Here is a 16,770-nt window from a genome sequence, read left to right as displayed (position 1 = left end):
GTCATGCCGCCTCCGCATTGGCTGCGGCTTTCTTCTCAAACGTCTTGCCGGTGCCGAAGTAGACCTCCTGCACCTTGGGGTGGTCGCGCAGCTCCAGCGGCTTGCCCTCGGCAATCAGTCGCCCGCGCGCCAGCACGATCATGCGGTCGGCATAGGCAAACACCACGTCCATGCTGTGCTCGGTGAAGAGCACGGCCATGTGGCGGTCGATCACCAGCTGCTTGGTCAGCGCCATGAGTTCGTTGCGCTCCTTGGGCGCCATGCCGGCGGTGGGCTCGTCCATGAGCAGGAGCTTGGGCGAATTGGCCATGGCAATCGCCAGCTCCACACGCTTCACATCGCCATAGGCCAGCACGCTACAGGGCCGGTCGGCCTGCGACTTCATGCCCACTTGGTCGAGCAACGCCAGAGCGTCTTCGCGTTTGTGGTCGGCAGCCCTGCGCCATAGGGAGAACAGCAGACCGTCGTTGGAGATCAGTGCCATCTGCACGTTCTCCACCACCGTCAGCGACGCAAAGGTTTCGGCGATCTGAAAGGTGCGGCCCACCCCCATGCGCCAGATGTCGCGCGGCTTGCGACCCACCAGCTCCTGCCCGTTGAGCTGGATGGAGCCGACATCGGCAGGAAGCTGACCGTTGACCATATTGAAGGTGGTGGACTTGCCCGCGCCGTTAGGGCCGATGAGTGCCAGCAGCTCACCCGCAGCGAGTTCGAAGTGGATGCCATCCACCGCCTTGACGCCGCCGAACGATTTGCCCAGACCGTTGACTTTGAGGAGGCTCATGCCGTGCCCTCCTTGGTGTTCTTGGCGTCACGCATGTTGTCAAAAATCTGTTTGATGGGGCCCGCGATGCCCTGCGGAAACAGCAGCACCAGGATGAGGATGATGGCGCCCAGCATGGCGCGCCAGTAATCGGTGTTGCGCGCCACGGTGTCGTGCAGCCAGGTGAAGGTGACCGCGCCCACCACGGGGCCCGCCAGCGTCTGGATGCCGCCCAGCAGCACCATGACCAACCCATCCACCGATTTGCCCACGGACAGAGACTCCGGCGAAATGCTGCCTTTGGAGAACGCATACAGCGCCCCTGCCAGCCCCGCCGCCGTGCCCGCCACCACAAACGCTGCCCACTGCATGCGCTTGACATCGATGCCAATGGCATCGGCCCGCAGCACAGAGTCACGCCCCGCGCGCAACGCATAGCCAAACGGCGAGAAGAGCACGCGGCGCAGCCACCACACCCCTGCCCCCACCAGTGCCAGCGTGAGCCAGTAGTACATGCGCTTGTCTGCCAGCCAGGCCGCAGGCCACACGCCTGTGAGGCCGTTGCTGCCCCCCGTGAAACTGTCCCACTGGTAGGTGATGGCCCAGGTGATCTGGGCAAAGGCCAAGGTCAGCATGGCCAGGTACACACCCGACAACCGCACTGCAAACCAGCCGTAGACAAACGCCCCGGCGGCGGCCACCAGCGGCGCCACCACCAGTGCGAGCTCCATGGGCAGCCCGAGTGAGCGCACCAGCAGGGCCGCACCATAGGCGCCCAACCCGAAATAGGCGGCATGGCCGAAGGAATGCATGCCCGCAGGCCCCATGATGAAGTGAAGGCTGGCAGCAAACAGCGCCGCAATCAGCAGGTCGATCAGCAGCACCGTGGTGTACGGCGACTGCGCGGTCAGCACCGGCGCTGCGGCCAGCAGCAGGCCCAGCACCGCGGCCGCCACCAGGTAGGCCTTGCCAGGCCGACGCAGCGGCTCCTCCTGCATGCCCACGTAGCGGCTGGGTGCCTGCGGCCGGCCGAACAGGCCCCACGGGCGCCAGACCAGCACCACCGCCATCACCAGAAAATCCACTACCAGCGTCAGCTTGGAAAACGAAACACTCAGCCCAAACACGTCAACCACACCCAGCCAAATGCAGATGGCCTTGATCTCGGAGATCAGCAGGGCTGCGGCGTACGCGCCCGGGATGGAACCCATGCCACCCACCACCACCACCACGAAGGCGGCACCGATGGTGTGCAGGTCCATCTCCAGCGTGGCGGGCTCGCGCGGCAGCTGCAGTGCGCCACCGAGCCCCGCCAGCATCGCGCCCAGCGCGAACACGGCCGTGAACAACCAGGCCTGGTTGACGCCCAGGGCGCTCACCATCTCGCGGTCTTGTGTTGCGGCGCGCACCAGCGTGCCAAACCGGGTGCGCGTGAGCAGCAGCCAGACGGCGCCCAGCACCAGCGGACCGACCACGATGAGGAACAGGTCGTAGCTGGGAAACTGCCGCCCCAGCAAGCTGACGGAACCCGAAAGGCCCGGCGCGCGTGGGCCCAGCAGTTCGTCGGGGCCCCAAAGCCACAACACCGCGTCCTTGATGACCAGCACCAGGGCAAACGTGGCCAGCAGCTGGAACAGCTCGGGCGCCTTGTAGATGCGGCGCAGCAGCACCACTTCGATCAGCGCCCCGAGCACGCCGACGATCAGCGCGGCGAGTGGCAAAGCCACCCAGAAGCCCAGGGCACCGCTCAGGCGCTCGACCAGCGAATACGCGACGTAGATGCCCACCATGAAGAACGAGCCATGGGCAAAGTTCACGATGCGCGTCACGCCAAAGATCAGCGACAGACCCGCCGCCACAAGGAACAGCGACGACGCGCTCGCCAACCCGTTGATGAGCTGGACGATGAAACCCGAAAAACTCATGTTCGATAAACCCTCAAGTCATCACCACCCGTGTTGCGCATCACTCGCAGCACATGAAAGAAGCCAGGCACGCCCCAGCCAGCGCCACCAGAAATCCGGCTGTGCCGGACCGCCGGTAGCGTCTGCCGGGACCGAGGCGCGGCGGGCGCCTCAGACCTCAGAGGGAATCAATCAGCGCTTCGCGACTTCTTCACGTCGGCAGCGGACGGCTGGTACTTGGCATCGGCGCCATCCAGGTAGACGTAGTCCACCATCACGCCCTTGCCGCCTTCGTTCTTGGTGCGACCGACAAACGCGCCCATGGTGGCCTGGTGGTCTTCAGGACGGTAGGTGATCTTGCCGAACGGGGTGTCCACCTGCAGCCCCTTGAAGGCAGCGACCAGCTTGTCGGTGTCGGTGCTCTTGGCCTTGGCAATACCAGCCGCAGCCGACTTGATCATGCTGTAGCCCACCACCGAGCCCAGGCGCGGGTAGTCCTTGAACTTGGCCTGGTACGCCTGCTCGAACGCCTTGTGTGCGGGGGTGTTGATGCCGTACCAGGGATAGCCGGTCACCAGCCAGCCGTTGGGGGCCTCGTCTTTCAGGGGGTCCATGTATTCGGGCTCGCCCGTCAACACGCTGACCACCTCGATGCCCTTGAACAGGCCGCGCGTGTTGCCTTCGCGCACGAACTTCGACAGGTCCGCGCCAAACAACACGTTGAAGACAGCGTCGGGCTTGGCATCCGACAGCGCTTGCACCACGCTGCCCGCATCCACCCGGCCCAGTGGCGTGGCTTGTTCGGCCACAAACTCCACGTCGGGCTGGGCGGCCTTGAGCAGTTGTTTGAACGCCGCCACGGCAGACTGCCCGTATTCGTAGTTGGGGTAGACCACGGCCCAGCGCTTTTTCTTCATCTTGGCGGCCTCGGGCACCAGCATGGCGGCCTGCATGTAGGTGCCGGGGCGCAGGCGGAAGGTGTACTGGTTGCCGCCTTGCCAGGTCATCTTGTCGGTCAGCGGCTCGCCCGCCAGGAAGAAAAACTTCTTCTGCTTGGCGAAGTCGGCCACCGCCAGACCGGTGTTCGACAGGAAGGTGCCCGCCAGCACGTCGACCTTCTCGCGCGACACCAGCTCTTCGGCCACGCGAACGGCGTCGCCGGGGTTGGCGTTGTCGTCGCGTGTGATCAGTTCGATCTTCTTGCCATTGACGCCGCCCGCAGCGTTGATCTCATCGACCGCCAGCTCCATGCCTTTCTTGTAGGGCTCCAGGAAGGCGGGCTGCGCTTTGTAGCTGTTGACCTCGCCAATCTTGATCACGCCCTGGGCAAACACAGGGGCCAGGGTGAGGGCCAATGCAGCCGCAGCCGTGGCACGCATGAGGTTTCGTCGCATCGTCATGGGGAGACTCCTGAAGGATGGTTGGAGAGAGATCGAACGGGGGTAAGACAGGACAGGTGTGTGTTGTGCGCGCGCCGGGCTCAGCGCAGGCCGTCAACACCCTTGATTTCAGAGGCCATGAGGCCGCCGACACGTGGCAACGGCCGCCCGCTGTCCGTCACGACAACGGCCACCACGATTTCATTGGCGCGCGGGGCATCGGCCACACGGGCTTCCATGGCGTCGAAATGGCTGCGCACATAGGCGGCGTCCTTATGGCCCAGGGGCACGTCGATGGCTGTGCCCAGGCCGCCCATTTTCTTGCTGGATGGCACCAGAGCGGCGCCCTTCTCGACCGCCACACGCAGGGGGGCGCCCAGCTTGGGGTGCAGGATAGCGGCGGCGTGCTCCAGCTCGCCCGCCTCGCCCACGATGGCGGCCTTGCCGTAGCTCTGGGCCTGGCCGGGTTCAATGCCCAGGGCCTGCACGCAGCGAGCGCCCAGAAGGCCGCCCAGCTCCTCACCGATGGCGGTGAGTTCGTCAAGGTTCTCCACATAGCGGCCTGCACAGGGGTTCTCGATCACGGCCATGGCCAGCGCCTTGCGCACCGGGGGTTGAACGTCACGCCCCATTTCCACGCGGACTTCGTCGGTCTGGACGATGATCTTTCGAATCTTGGCTGGCATTTTTTTTCTCCTTAGGGTCTTGTCTTGTTCGAGGGTGTGCGGGCTGGCGTGCGGCTCAGCGCAGACCGTTCCACTGGCTGATGTCTGCCGCCTTGAGCCCGCCGACGCGGGCGTGGATGCGCGGGCCCGTGGTCATGGCGAGTATGAACACGATCTCATCGGCAGAGGGCGCGCCCGGAACACGCACTTCGATCGCGTCGAAATGGCTGCGCACGTAGCTGGCGTTGATGTGGGTCAGCGGCACATCCAGCGCCGCGCCGGGGCCGCCCACCTTCTTGGTGGAGGGGACGATGGACAACGCGTTGGCGGGCTGCCCCGTTTTCTCTTCGGCCTGGCCCTTGGCGTAGGCGTTGCGGTCGCCCTTCCAGCCCAGCAGTTCGCGCATGGCGTAGCCACCGGGCACATGCCACAGCGCGCCGTGTTCCAGCTCACCCGCCGCGCCCACGATGGCACCCTTGCCATAGGTCTCGATGCGCTCGGCGGGCACGCTCATGGCCTTCAGGAGGCGCTGGGCCATGTCCAGCCCCACATCCTGCAGCGCGTCCATCATGGGGAGGATGTCGGGCTCGTACCGGCCCGCAAACGGGTTGGTCAGCACCGCACCGATGGCACCACGCAGCAGCGGCACGTCGGCCACCGGCCCGAATTCGTGCCGGATTTCCTCAAGATAGGTGAAAACGCGTCGTATCTGGATCATTCTGGAGACCTGTGCAATTCGTTAAGCAAATACTGAACCAACTTCCGATTCCACCGCTGCATGCCGGGGCCACACCGCATCCGCCAGCGCCTGGGGCGCCGAGGTCGCCACAAACTGCCCCTGGCACGCCAGCAGTGCAAACCACAGCAGGCCGCTGGACTGCAATTCTTGCGCTTTTTGCAGCCCCTGGTGCAAGGCCCGGCCCACCAGCTCTTTGGGCAAGGCAGGGACATCCACGGTGACAGGGATGGCACCCAGGTCACTGTCGTCCCGCACCTGCCACGCGGGCCTGCGGACAATCCGCGCATCGGCCACATTCACCGCGTTGGCCACGATGGTTGCCGCTGCATCGGCCTGCGCCGCCGTGCGCGCCAGCACCGTCACGCTGTCGGCAATGCCGAGCGACTGGCTGCGCCCGCGCCAGCCACTGGTGGCCACACCGCGCACCGGCATGGCGCTGTCGATGCGAATCTGCCCATCCAGCACCAGGCCGTTGCGCAACTGTGCAGCATTCAGCGCAGCAATGTCAGCGTACACCCCCACCGTGACCGACTTGCCGGGCGCCAGGTGCAGCGCAATGTCGCCGCCGTTGTTGACCCAGGCGCGGTCTATGCCCGGCTGCTCGTAGCAGGCCAGAATCTCCTGCGCCACCGCGCCCGCCACCGCCGCCATCGATGTGATGAAGCCTGCGCGATAAGTGCTGCAGGCGGCCCACATGCGACGCGCCACCACGCCCTGCACCGCGCAGTGCGCACCCACCGGCGCCCGCAGGCCGGGGAGTTCATTCACCAGCTCCTGCAGCAGCCCTTCAAAACGCTGCCACGCACGCTCGTGCGCCAGGGCCACGGCGTCGCGCGCCCCTTCGGCCTGGAGGATGAGGTCCATCGGGCCATGCTGAAAATGCCAGCGGCCGTCGGACAGGAGCTTGCGGCAAGCGTTCACGGTGCGATCCACTCAACCCAGCAGAGGCGGGCGACCCAGCGGCCACGGGTTGGCCGCGGGCAAGGTTTGCCACACGCGCGCCTGCGGAGCCCCGTCGTTGTGCCACGCACCGCGCTCCAGCACGTCGCGCAGGCTGCGGATCTGTTCGATGTGCCCGCCCAGCGCTTCGTAGTCCGCTCGGCGCATGCTGAACTCGATGGGCGCCACGATGGCGGGCGTGGGCACGGTGCCAAAACTGTTGTCGGGCATGCGCAGCACGTCGGCCATCACGGTGATACCGCCGCCCGGCCACACATAGGCCGGGGCACCGCCACAGGTCACATTGACCAGCGCGTTCTTGATGGAGCGGGTGAGCAGCACCGGGTTCTCGGTGACGCCTGCGCGCAGGCTGCCGCCTGCACCGCCGAGGAACAGCACGGAGGCCAGCGAGGGCTCGCAGTTTTCGCCGATGCGGTCCACGATGCGGCGCACTTCGGCGGGCATCTCGGCCTCCACCGGGTGGAGTTGCGCGTCCAGCACGTACCAGGAGGCATGCTCCCCGGTGGTGGAGGTCATCAACAGGCGCAGCCCCGGCCAGGCGACGGATTCGTCCCAGCCCTCGATGATGGACAGCGGGTCGGCAATGTCGGTGCCGCCCCAACCGGTGCCCGGGTTGGCCACCTGGAAGTAACGGCCCGGCGTGGACTTGCGCCCGCGCATCTGGATGCCCGAGGGCTTCATGTCCAGGCAACGGCCCGCCTGGTGCTCGGTGAGCACGCCGGTGATGTGGTCGTCCACCACCACCACCTCGTCTGCATGGCCAAAGAACTGGCGCGCAAAGATGCCGATGGCCGCAGAGCCGCAGCCCACACGCATGCGCTGCTCGGCCACGCCATTGACGATGGGCGCGCGGCCGGCCTGGATCACGAGCTGCGAGCCGCCGTCGATGGTGAACTCCACGGCCTGCTTGTTGCCCAGGGCCTGCATCATCTCGGCGGTGATGCGGCCTTCTTTCTTGGTGCCGCCTGTGAGGTGGTGCACACCACCCAGCGACAGCATCTGCGAGCCGTATTCGGCCGTGGTCACATGCCCCACCACCTCGCCCTTGCAGCGCACGTTGGCCTGCTCGGAGCCGAGGAAGCGGTCGGTGTCGATCTTCACCTTGAAGCTGCAGTAGCTGAAGATGCCCTCGGTCACCACGGTGACCATGTCCACGCCGTCGGTTTGGGAGCCCACGATGAAGGGCGCAGGCTTGTAGTCCGGGTAGGTGGTGGACGAGCCCACGCCCGTCACGAACACTTCTTCCGACAGCAGCAGGTCGCCGTTCCATGCGGGTTCAGGAGCCACCTCCGTCCCTCCACCTTCTGCAGCCTCGGCGCGGCCCGCAAAGGGCACCAGCGTGGCCTCGCCGGATTCCAGCGTCTTGCGCAGCAACACCACCGGGTCCAGCCGCACCAGCACGCCCGCCTGATTGGCGTAGCGGTCGCAAGCGCCTGCGCGGCCTTCGGAAATCTGGCACAGCACCGGACACGCATTGCACTCGACCTTGGCGGCGTTCATGCGGTCATTGCGCGGCCGGGCGCGCTCCAGCACCTGCGGCAGCTCCGGCGCATCCATGCCCGGCAGCCCATCAGTCTTGGTGTGTTCAGTCATCGTGGCGACCCATTCATTGCTTTGTTGCAAGTGCTTGTATGCGCATTGCATTTTGTGTAGCATTCACTTAACTTAAATGTTGTGAACACTACATTTCATGTCAATGTAGCGGAATCAACCAGACTCTGCAATGGTGTTTTCGCACCCCCAAAAACGGTGCACGAGGAGCCCCAAAATGACGCACGTTGTGACGGACGCATGCATTCGGTGCAAGTACACCGACTGCGTCGATGTGTGCCCGGTCGATTGCTTCAAGGAGGGGCCTGGGAACCTGCTCAAGGTCTTGTCGGGGATCGCGTTGGAATGCAATCGGGATGAGTGGATGCTTCGGATGCGCCGCATGGGCTCATGCCCATGCAAGCGGCCGGGGCGTCCAATCACCCGATTTCATTCCAACCCTTCGGGCAAGTCCCTTTTCGGGCGGCCTGCAGCGTTGCGGCGCTTGCCAATAGCACGGGCTATTGGCTGCACACCGCGCCTTGCATCACACCCCGAAAAGGGACTTGCGCGACCCCGAAAAAACCTTGAGCAGGTTCCATCCCTGGTCATTGACCCAGACGAGTGCATCGACTGCGCGGTGTGTATTCCGGAGTGCCCGGCCAACGCCATCTATGCCGAAGACGACCTGCCCGAAGGCATGGAAATCTTTCTGCAGTTCAACAAAAAGCTGGCGCCCACGCTCCCCACAATCACCAAAAGAAAAGCGGCTTTGCCAGATGCGGAACAATGGAGGGTTGTGAGCCACAAGCTTTCAGGCCTGAACATTGCGCTGTAGAGCGCATGGGGCCCTGCTCTTCAGCCAAATTCCTTATTTGCTTCCAACTTTTCCATCTAACGCACCATGAGCGCCTTTCTTGACGAACGCGTCCTGACGGTCCACCACTGGACGGACCGCCTTTTCTCCTTCACCACCACGCGCGACACCGCGCTGCGCTTCTCCAACGGCCATTTCACGATGATTGGCCTGCGCGGCGAAAACGGCAAGCCCCTGCTGCGCGCCTACAGCATCGTGAGCCCCAACTACGAAGAGCACCTGGAGTTCCTGTCCATCAAGGTGCCCGATGGCCCGTTGACCTCGCGCCTGCAGCACATCAAGGTGGGTGACACCATCGTGGTCGGCAAAAAACCCACGGGCACGCTGCTGATCGACTACCTGCTGCCTGCCAAGCGCCTGTACATGCTCTCCACCGGCACGGGTGTGGCACCGTTCCTGAGCCTGATCCGCGACCCCGAGACCTACGAGAAGTTCGAGGAAGTCATCCTGGTGCACGGCGTGCGCGAGGTGAAGGAGCTGGCCTACCACGACTACATCACCGAAGAACTGCCCAAGCACGAGTTCTTGGGCGAGATGGTCAGCAAGCAGCTCAAGTACTACCCCACCGTGACGCGCGAGGCCTTCAAGCACCAGGGTCGCGTCACTACGATCATCGAGAACGGCCAGCTCGCGCGCGACCTGGGCCTGCCCGCGCTCAACCCCGCCGAAGACCGCGTGATGATCTGCGGTAGCCCCGAGATGCTGCGCGACCTCAAGCACATGATGGAAGAGCGCGGCTTCAATGAAGGCAACACCACGAAGCCTGGCGACTTCGTGATCGAGCGCGCGTTCGCAGAGCAGTGATCCCCGGCGGGCCCCACTCCCGGGGCCCGCGCCATCCACCAGGACCCGCCATGTCTGCCACTCCCACCAAGACCCGGACCGCGTCCCCTCGCACAGCCTCTGCCCGCAAGACGGGCGTGCGCGAGCAGGCCGCACAGACCACGCGCGACAACATCCTGAAGGCGGCGACCAAGGTGTTTGCCCGCTACGGCTACGAAGGCGGCAGCGTGGAGAAGATCTCCAAGGCGGCCAAGTCCTTCGACCGGATGATCTACTACTACTTCGGCAGCAAGGAAGGCCTGTTCATCGAGGTGCTGGAGGAAACCTACCGGCGCATGAACGATGCGGAGTCCAAACTGGACCTGGACACCGCCAAACCGGTCGAAGCACTGCAGGCTGTGATCCGCTTTGTGGTGGGCTACTACCGCAAGAACCCCGAGTTCATCACGTTGCTCAACACCGAGAACCTGCACAAGGGCAAGCACATCTCCAAGTCGATGCGAGCCCGTGAATATTCGTCGCCCGCCATCGAGGTGATCCGGCGCGTGCTCGAAAGCGGCCAGGCGCAGGGCCTGTTCCGCAAGGACGTGTCGGCGCGCGATGTGTACCTGCTGATCGCAGCCACGGGCTACTTCTACATGTCCAACCGGCACACGCTGTCGGCCTTTCTGGGCGAAGACCTGGAAACGCCCGACGCGCTGGCGCACTGGGAGTCGTTCGTCATCGACACCGTGCTGCGCACCGTGGCGCCCGGCCCCCACCTGCCCAAGGGCAGGGCAGCGGCCTGAATCAACAAGAGATTTTTCCCTGCGGAGTGCCGCGTGGCGCCCCGCCCACCACCCCACGAGGAGAATCCATGGCAGAAGTAGCAGCAGGCGGCAAATCGGGCAAGGTCGTCATCCAGAACATCGGTCTTTTGTTGTCGGGCGACCTGGACCGGCCCATCCTCGACGCCGACACCATCGTGGTGAATGACGGCCTCATCGTGGCCGTGGGCCGCTACAAGGACTGCGATACCGACCACGCCAACACCGTGATCGACGCACGCCAGACCTGTGTGGCGCCGGGCCTGATCGACAGCCACGTACACCCGGTGTTTGGCGACTGGACGCCGCGCCAGAACCAGATCGGCTGGATCGACTCGACCATGAACGGCGGCGTGACCACCATGGTCTCGGCCGGCGAAGTGCACCTACCCGGCCGCCCCAAGGACATCGTGGGCCTCAAGGCCCTGGCCATCACCGCGCAGCGTGCGTTCGACAACTTCCGCCCTGGTGGGGTGAAGGTGATCGCGGGCGCCCCGGTCATCGAAAAAGGCATGACCGAGCAGGACTTCAAGGACATGGCCGACGCGGGCGTGACGCTGCTGGGCGAAGTGGGCCTGGGCTCCGTCAAGGCGGGCTACGAGGCCCAACAGATGGTGGCCTGGGCGCGCAAGCACGGCATCCAGAGCACCATCCACACGGGCGGCCCGTCCATCCCGGGCTCGGGCCTGATCGACAAGGACGTGGTGCTGGAGGCGGATGCCGACGTGATCGGCCACATCAACGGCGGCCACACCTCGCTGCCCTGGAAGCATGTGTGCGAGCTGTGCGAGAAATCGTCCCGCGCGATCGAGCTAGTGCACAACGGCAACGAGAGGATCGCCATCCAGGCCGCGCGCGCAGCCATGGAGCTGAAGTGCCCGCACCGCGTGATTCTGGGCACGGACGGCCCGGCGGGCTCGGGCGTTCAGCCCCTGGGCATGCTGCGCATGATTGCGCTGCTGTCGAGCTTTGCCGACATCCCCGCCGAGCTGGTGTTCTGCTTTGCCACGGGCAACACGGCGCGCATCCGCAACCTGAACTGTGGCCTGATCGAGGTGGGCCGCGCGGCAGACTTTGTGTTCATGGACCGCGCCCAGCACACCGCTGGCGCCACGCTGCTCGAGAGCGTGCAGCTGGGCGACATTCCGGGCATTGGCATGGTGATGATCGATGGCCTGGTGCGCTGCGGCCGCAGCCGCAACACGCCGCCTGCGACCGAGATTCCGGTGGTGCTGTAACCCGCCAACCAGCCACCAGCAACCAACAGCGACAAAAACAAAAGCCCGCATTGGCGGGCTTTTGTTTAGAGGGAAGCGACGGACTCAGTAGGTGTCCGACACCCGCACCGCCCCTGGCTGGGGCTGTGGCTGCGCATAGGGGTCTGCCGCCCGGGCCGAGCCGCCCTGGTCCACGCGGAAGCCCTTGCCCTGCAGCACCACGGGCGTGCCCACTGCCGTGGGTTCTGCGCGCTGGAAGTGGCGCAGCGAGCCGTCTTCCATGCGCACCGCCACCTGGTACACCGTGTGGGTGCGGGTGCGCTCTTCGACCTTGTGGCCCACGTAACCACCGCCCACGGCGCCCAGCACAGTGGCGGCGGTGCGGCCGCTGCCCTTGCCGATCTGGTTGCCCACCACGGCACCCAGCACGCCACCGGCCACAGCGCCTACGCCCGTAGCAGGTGCGGCTTGCTGAACCGCCTGCACCGATTCAACGCGGCCACAGCTGCGGCACACGGGCGCCGCCGCACGCACGGGCTGGGCCACACCCCCGGGGGCCATGCCGCCCGCCATGTCGCCCGATCGGCCTGCGCTGCCGCCCGGTTGCGCACGGTAGTTTGCTCCGCTATTCATAGCGCTCTGGGAAGGTGCGACAGGCGCTTGGGCGCGTTTTTCTTCAATGATCTCGGACTCAGGCGTGCGGGGGGCCGCTGCCAGGGTGGCCGGGGCCGCCGCCGGTGCCCTGTTTTGCATCACCAGGGTGGCGCCCAGGGCCAGCACGCTCACGCCCAGTACGCCAATGGCTGCCCACATCCACTTCAGGGCCGGGCCGGCAGGGGCTGCAGCGGGGATGGAAGCGGGCGGGGTGGGAGAAGAAACCGTCAGGTTCATGGTCATTTCCTTGTTCGTATCGGAGAAGTCCGCAGGGGGCGGGTGTGCACAGAAAACGCTGTGCGCCCGCTACGGGATGGAGCCGTGATGTTTCAACGGACCAGATGAGCGAAAGGTACACAGCGCCGGACGCTGCGATGTGGCCGGTTTGTAAGCGGCAGTAAGCAGCGGTAAACCTCTTTTGTCGGCATTTGTGCCCAAGGTCTTGGCGCAGAGCCCCTGCTGCCCCAGCCTGATAGCGCACCGGGCGCCGTTGCGACATCGGCCTCGGCGAGGCCTGTGCCAACCCATGTGTGTTCTGGGCGCTGTTGCCAACATTTACAGCTCCTGCACCCGCGCCCGGGCGGATGCGGCCCACCGTGCCAAGGCCGCTGGGCGGCGCGGGCCGGAATGCAAGGCATCCTCCAGCGCCTGCGCACAACTCGCAGAAAACAGCAGGATGGCCGACGAAAAGTAGATCCACATCAGCAGCACCACCAGCGAGCCCGCCGCCCCGTAGGCCGACACCACGGCGGCGGTGGACAGGTACCAGGCCAGCAGCTGCTTGCCCACCGTGAACAGCGAGGCCCCCACCACCGCGCCCATCACCAGGTAACGCAGCGACGGCTTGGGGCCCGCGCCGATGCGCATGAGCCCCACAAACAGCGCCACGGCCAGCCCGAAGGCAATGGCTTCATTGACGAGCTGCAGCAGCGGCGCCAGGGGCGCCAAGACAGGCAGGTGGCCTGCGGCCAGATGCTGCCCGGCCCAGCCCGCCAACAGGTGGATCAAGGTGGACAGCGCCAGCGACACCAGCAGCAAGAACCCCAGCGCCAGCACATAGGCCAGCCCCCGCAACCGCAGCGACGCCATGCGCCACCACGCGGCGCGCTGGGGCGGCGTGTCATCGTCTCGGCGCCACAGCCGCTCCAGCGCGGACTGCAGCTCCACAAACACCCCGGTGGCGCCCGAGACCAGCACCACAAATCCGATGACCGATGCCAGCCGCCCCTCTGACGGCGCCTGCGCGCTGGCCAGGGCCTGGCGCACCACGTCGGCCACCTGCTGGCCCATCACCGACTGCACCTGGGCGACCAGGCTGCTCTCCAGATAGCTGCGGTCCACCCACCAGCCCAGCACGCCCACCAGCAGCAGCAACAGGGGCGCCAGGCTCAGCATGCCGTAGAACGACATGGCCGCGCTCATGCGCAGCCCGTCGGCGTCCAGCCACATCTGCGCGGCACGCCAGAACGGCTGCACCAGGCGCCACAGCGGCTGCAGGGGCTGGGCCATGCGGGCAAGCCAGGGGGTTGTCGCCAGGGGCGCGGAAGACTCGTTCATCCCTGCGAGCCTAGGGCCAGGGCGCGCATCCGTCCATCCGTCGTGGCCGCAAGTGCGGGTAGGCGCCATCCCACACGCGGCGGGCAAGGCGGCAGCGCGCAGAGTTTCAAAGGTGACAGCGGCGGTTTTACACCGGGCGGACGCGGGGCTAGCATGAAGCGCTGACCGACCAGCTTGCACGGCGGCCACCGCCGCCTTCCCTGCCCCCCTTCGCCCCACCCGGCGCGCCACGAGCCACCGGGACCCGGGATCGGGCATTCATTCACCTTCACCCTCTCTCTGCACGAAAGCGTTTTCTCCATGAGTGTCAAGCAACTCTTCGATCTCACCGGCCAGGTCGCCCTGGTCACCGGCGGCTCGCGCGGCCTGGGCCTGCAGATGGCCGAAGCCCTGGGCGAAATGGGCGCCAAACTCGCCATCACCGCGCGCAAGGCCGATGAGCTGGCCGAGGCCAAGAAGCACCTGGAAGGCATGGGCTACGAGGTGCTGACCGTGGTGAACGACCTGCAAAAGACCGAGGACATCCCCGGCCTGGTGGACCAGGTGGTCGAACGCTTTGGCACCATCGACATCCTCGTCAACAACGCAGGTGCCACCTGGGGCGCCAAGGCCGAGGACTACCCCGACGCCGCCTGGCACAAGGTGATGGACCTGAATGTGAGCGCACCTTTTTTCCTGTCGCGCGAGGTCGGCAAGCGCTGCATGATCCCGCGCGGCAAGGGCTCGATCATCGTCACGGCCTCGGTGGCCGCACTGAAGGGCACGCCCCCGGGCATGAACACCATTGCCTACAACACCTCCAAGGCCGCCGCGCTGCACTTTGCGCGCACGCTGGCGTCCGAATGGGGACACTACGGCATTCGCGTCAATGCGATCTGCCCCGGCTTCTTCCCGAGCAAGATGGCCAGCGGCCTGATTGAAAAGCTGGGCCCTGCGATGATCGAGCGCACGCCCCTGCGCCGCATTGGCGGCGAAGAGGACCTCAAAGGCGCGGTGGTGTTTCTGGCGTCCAATGCCTCGCGGCACATCACGGGTGAGTCCATCGTGGTGGATGGTGGCGCCAGTTTGATTTGAAGCCCGCTGGGGCGCGACCTGCTTCGTCAGGTCTGCGCCCCGCACGAACCAACCCAGCGTTCCGTATCCCATGTCCGACCGCCACCTCGCCCACTGGCCGCCCGGCCTGCCCTGCCACCTCACGCTGCCGCAGACGCACCTGTTCCACAACGCCGAGGTGTCGGCCGCGCGCTACCCGGACAAGCCGTTTCTGGTGTTCTACGACACGCTGGTGACCTTCCGCCAGTTCCAGCAGCAGGCCGAACACATCGCGGGCTTCTTGCAGCAGGTGTGTGGCGTGAAGGCGGGCGACCGGGTGCTGCTGTACATGCAGAACAGCCCGCAGTGGATTCTGGCGTTCTACGGCATCCTGCGCGCCAACGCGGTGGTGGTGCCGGTGAACCCCATGAACCGCACCGACGAGCTGCGCCACTACGTGCACGACAGCGGCGCGACCGTGGCCTTTGTGCCGCAGGACCTACATGGGCAGGCGCAGCCGCTGGTGGATGCTGCTGGCGGCCCAGGCAAGCTGAAGCACCTGATCGTGGCCGCCTACAGCGACTACCTGCAGGTGCCCACCGACCTGCCCGTGCCCGCGTTTGTCAGTGCCCCGCGCCAGGCGATTGATGCCCCCGGCGTCACGCTGTGGAGCGACATGCTGGCGCAGCAGCGCACCCCGAGCCCCATCACCACCGGGCCCGACGACCTGTGCGTGATGCCCTACACCTCGGGCACCACGGGCCACCCCAAGGGCTGCATGCACACGCACCGCAGCGCCATGAGCACGCTGGTGGGCGGCGTGCAGTGGTTTGCGCGCACGCAGGATGCGACCTACCTCGCGGTGCTGCCGCTGTTCCACGTCACCGGCCTATCGGGCAGCATGAACGGCCCGCTGTTTGTGGGCGCCACCGTGGTCGTGCTGCCGCGCTGGGACCGCGATGCCGCCGCCCAGCTCATCCAGCGTTACCGGGTCACCATCTGGCAGGCCATCTCGACCATGGTGGTGGACTTTCTGGCCAACCCGCGCATCGCCGACTACGACATCAGCAGCATCCAGGCCATACGCGGCGGCGGCGCGGCCATGCCCAAGGCCGTGGCGCAGCAGCTAAAGGACCTGACCGGGCTCGACTACGTGGAGGGCTACGGCATGTCTGAAACCATGGCCGCCACCCACATCAACCCACCCCACCGCCCCAAGCCGCAGTGCCTGGGCATCCCGGTGTTCGACGTGGATGCGCGCGTGGTGGACCCGGCCACGTTCGCCGAACTGCCCCCGGGCGAGATTGGCGAGATCGTGGTGCACGGCCCGCAGGTCATGCAGGGCTACTGGAACAACCCGCAGGCCACCGCCGACAGCTTTGTGACGCTGGACGGCAAGCGCTTTTTGCGCACCGGCGACCTGGCGCAGGTGGACGAGGACGGCTACTTCTTCATGGTGGACCGGCTCAAGCGCATGATCAATGCGTCGGGCTTCAAGGTCTGGCCCGCCGAGGTCGAGGCCATGATGTACGCCCACCCTGCGATCCAGGAGGTGTGCGTGATCGCCGCCCACGACGAGCGCCGGGGCGAGACCGTGAAGGCCCTGGTCGTGCTGCGCGACGCCTTCAAGGGCCAGGTGAGCGAGCAGTCCATCATCGACTGGAGCCACGAACACATGGCCGCCTACAAAAGCCCGCGCATTGTGCAGCTGGTGGACAGCCTGCCCAAATCCGGCACGGGCAAGGTGCAGTGGCGCGAGCTGCAGGAGCAGGAGCGCAGCCGCGCCGCCAATGCGACGCCCTGAAGCCACCATGGAAGGCCTGCGTCATGCGCTCTGTTTTTGATAGCTACTAGCGCAATATGCACTAGCGCAACCAGCCAAAATCACCTCAAAACCCACTTCC

At 65.8% G+C, this 16,770-nt stretch carries 14 protein-coding genes and 2 pseudogenes; 7 read left to right on the top strand and 9 right to left on the bottom strand.

All coding sequences use genetic code 11. The annotated features are described in order from the left end of the window. Position 1 precedes the first annotated feature (1 nt). The 7 genes from C380_RS01145 to C380_RS01115 form a co-directional block, all read right to left on the bottom strand. A complete protein-coding gene (locus tag C380_RS01145; RefSeq protein ID WP_015012056.1) occupies positions 2 to 784 on the bottom strand; it encodes an ABC transporter ATP-binding protein in 783 nt (260 codons plus the stop codon). Beyond that, complete coding sequence (locus C380_RS01140; protein WP_015012055.1) at positions 781 to 2,688, bottom strand: ABC transporter permease; 1,908 nt, start codon at positions 2,686 to 2,688, stop codon at positions 781 to 783. The genes C380_RS01145 and C380_RS01140 overlap by 4 nt, the downstream gene beginning before the upstream one ends. 167 nt (positions 2,689 to 2,855) lie before the next feature. Next, a complete protein-coding gene (locus C380_RS01135) occupies positions 2,856 to 4,067 on the bottom strand; it encodes an ABC transporter substrate-binding protein (RefSeq protein ID WP_015012054.1) in 1,212 nt (403 codons plus the stop codon). 80 nt (positions 4,068 to 4,147) lie between these two features. After that, positions 4,148 to 4,732: an amino acid synthesis family protein gene (locus C380_RS01130; protein ID WP_015012053.1), complete on the bottom strand. Its 585-nt coding sequence runs from the start codon at positions 4,730 to 4,732 to the stop codon at positions 4,148 to 4,150. Between the two features lie 55 nt (positions 4,733 to 4,787). Beyond that, positions 4,788 to 5,429, bottom strand: a complete 642-nt coding sequence (locus C380_RS01125) for an amino acid synthesis family protein (protein WP_015012052.1) — start codon at positions 5,427 to 5,429, stop codon at positions 4,788 to 4,790. Between the two features lie 21 nt (positions 5,430 to 5,450). Then, the gene (locus tag C380_RS01120; protein ID WP_015012051.1) at positions 5,451 to 6,371 is read right to left on the bottom strand and encodes a UPF0280 family protein; all 921 of its coding nucleotides are present in this window, start codon (positions 6,369 to 6,371) and stop codon (positions 5,451 to 5,453) included. 12 nt (positions 6,372 to 6,383) lie between these two features. Beyond that, the gene (locus C380_RS01115) at positions 6,384 to 8,003 is read right to left on the bottom strand and encodes a hypothetical protein (RefSeq protein WP_043565889.1); all 1,620 of its coding nucleotides are present in this window, start codon (positions 8,001 to 8,003) and stop codon (positions 6,384 to 6,386) included. Positions 8,004 to 8,178: 175 nt separating this feature from the next. Between C380_RS01115 and C380_RS24190 the strand changes: the two are divergent. The 5 genes and pseudogenes from C380_RS24190 to C380_RS01095 form a co-directional block, all read left to right on the top strand. Further along, a pseudogene (locus tag C380_RS24190) lies at positions 8,179 to 8,271 on the top strand (ferredoxin); the annotation flags it as partial. A 270-nt stretch (positions 8,272 to 8,541) separates the two neighbouring features. Further along, positions 8,542 to 8,778, top strand: a pseudogene (locus C380_RS24180) (ferredoxin family protein); the annotation flags it as partial. 66 nt (positions 8,779 to 8,844) lie between these two features. Next, positions 8,845 to 9,621: a ferredoxin--NADP reductase gene (locus C380_RS01105; RefSeq protein ID WP_015012048.1), complete on the top strand. Its 777-nt coding sequence runs from the start codon at positions 8,845 to 8,847 to the stop codon at positions 9,619 to 9,621. A 50-nt stretch (positions 9,622 to 9,671) separates the two neighbouring features. Continuing rightward, positions 9,672 to 10,388 (top strand): TetR/AcrR family transcriptional regulator, encoded by a 717-nt coding sequence (locus C380_RS01100; RefSeq protein WP_015012047.1) that lies wholly within the window; start codon positions 9,672 to 9,674, stop codon positions 10,386 to 10,388. A gap of 68 nt (positions 10,389 to 10,456) precedes the next feature. Beyond that, positions 10,457 to 11,644, top strand: a complete 1,188-nt coding sequence (locus C380_RS01095) for an amidohydrolase family protein (RefSeq protein WP_015012046.1) — start codon at positions 10,457 to 10,459, stop codon at positions 11,642 to 11,644. A gap of 84 nt (positions 11,645 to 11,728) precedes the next feature. Here C380_RS01095 and C380_RS01090 read toward each other — a convergent pair whose 3' ends face one another. Together C380_RS01090 and C380_RS01085 are read right to left on the bottom strand one after the other, a co-directional pair. Then, a complete protein-coding gene (locus tag C380_RS01090; protein ID WP_015012045.1) occupies positions 11,729 to 12,514 on the bottom strand; it encodes a glycine zipper 2TM domain-containing protein in 786 nt (261 codons plus the stop codon). 318 nt (positions 12,515 to 12,832) lie between these two features. Beyond that, positions 12,833 to 13,834 (bottom strand): YihY/virulence factor BrkB family protein, encoded by a 1,002-nt coding sequence (locus tag C380_RS01085; protein ID WP_015012044.1) that lies wholly within the window; start codon positions 13,832 to 13,834, stop codon positions 12,833 to 12,835. Positions 13,835 to 14,134: 300 nt separating this feature from the next. Between C380_RS01085 and C380_RS01080 the strand changes: the two genes are divergently transcribed. Beyond that, positions 14,135 to 14,908 (top strand): SDR family oxidoreductase, encoded by a 774-nt coding sequence (locus C380_RS01080; protein WP_015012043.1) that lies wholly within the window; start codon positions 14,135 to 14,137, stop codon positions 14,906 to 14,908. A 70-nt stretch (positions 14,909 to 14,978) separates the two neighbouring features. After that, positions 14,979 to 16,670 carry a long-chain fatty acid--CoA ligase gene (locus C380_RS01075; RefSeq protein ID WP_015012042.1) on the top strand — a complete coding sequence of 564 codons (1,692 nt, stop codon included), beginning with the start codon at positions 14,979 to 14,981 and terminating at the stop codon, positions 16,668 to 16,670. Positions 16,671 to 16,770: the final 100 nt, after the last annotated feature.

Source organism: Acidovorax sp. KKS102, from assembly GCF_000302535.1.
Lineage (GTDB): Bacteria > Pseudomonadota > Gammaproteobacteria > Burkholderiales > Burkholderiaceae_C > Acidovorax.
This window is presented reverse-complemented; position numbering and strand designations above follow the sequence as displayed.

What these genes read in the sequence shown, in the direction of transcription:
- C380_RS01090 (WP_015012045.1), bottom strand. Translation starts at nt 12,514, where the DNA reads ATGAACCTGACGGTTTCTTCTCCCACCCCGCCCGCTTCCATCCCCGCT.
- C380_RS01145 (WP_015012056.1), bottom strand. Translation starts at nt 784, where the DNA reads ATGAGCCTCCTCAAAGTCAACGGTCTGGGCAAATCGTTCGGCGGCGTC.
- C380_RS01075 (WP_015012042.1), top strand. Translation starts at nt 14,979, where the DNA reads ATGTCCGACCGCCACCTCGCCCACTGGCCGCCCGGCCTGCCCTGCCAC.
- C380_RS01105 (WP_015012048.1), top strand. Translation starts at nt 8,845, where the DNA reads ATGAGCGCCTTTCTTGACGAACGCGTCCTGACGGTCCACCACTGGACG.
- C380_RS01080 (WP_015012043.1), top strand. Translation starts at nt 14,135, where the DNA reads ATGAGTGTCAAGCAACTCTTCGATCTCACCGGCCAGGTCGCCCTGGTC.
- C380_RS01100 (WP_015012047.1), top strand. Translation starts at nt 9,672, where the DNA reads ATGTCTGCCACTCCCACCAAGACCCGGACCGCGTCCCCTCGCACAGCC.
- C380_RS01140 (WP_015012055.1), bottom strand. Translation starts at nt 2,688, where the DNA reads ATGAGTTTTTCGGGTTTCATCGTCCAGCTCATCAACGGGTTGGCGAGC.
- C380_RS01095 (WP_015012046.1), top strand. Translation starts at nt 10,457, where the DNA reads ATGGCAGAAGTAGCAGCAGGCGGCAAATCGGGCAAGGTCGTCATCCAG.
- C380_RS01130 (WP_015012053.1), bottom strand. Translation starts at nt 4,732, where the DNA reads ATGCCAGCCAAGATTCGAAAGATCATCGTCCAGACCGACGAAGTCCGC.
- C380_RS01135 (WP_015012054.1), bottom strand. Translation starts at nt 4,067, where the DNA reads ATGACGATGCGACGAAACCTCATGCGTGCCACGGCTGCGGCTGCATTG.
- C380_RS01085 (WP_015012044.1), bottom strand. Translation starts at nt 13,834, where the DNA reads ATGAACGAGTCTTCCGCGCCCCTGGCGACAACCCCCTGGCTTGCCCGC.
- C380_RS01125 (WP_015012052.1), bottom strand. Translation starts at nt 5,429, where the DNA reads ATGATCCAGATACGACGCGTTTTCACCTATCTTGAGGAAATCCGGCAC.
- C380_RS01115 (WP_043565889.1), bottom strand. Translation starts at nt 8,003, where the DNA reads ATGACTGAACACACCAAGACTGATGGGCTGCCGGGCATGGATGCGCCG.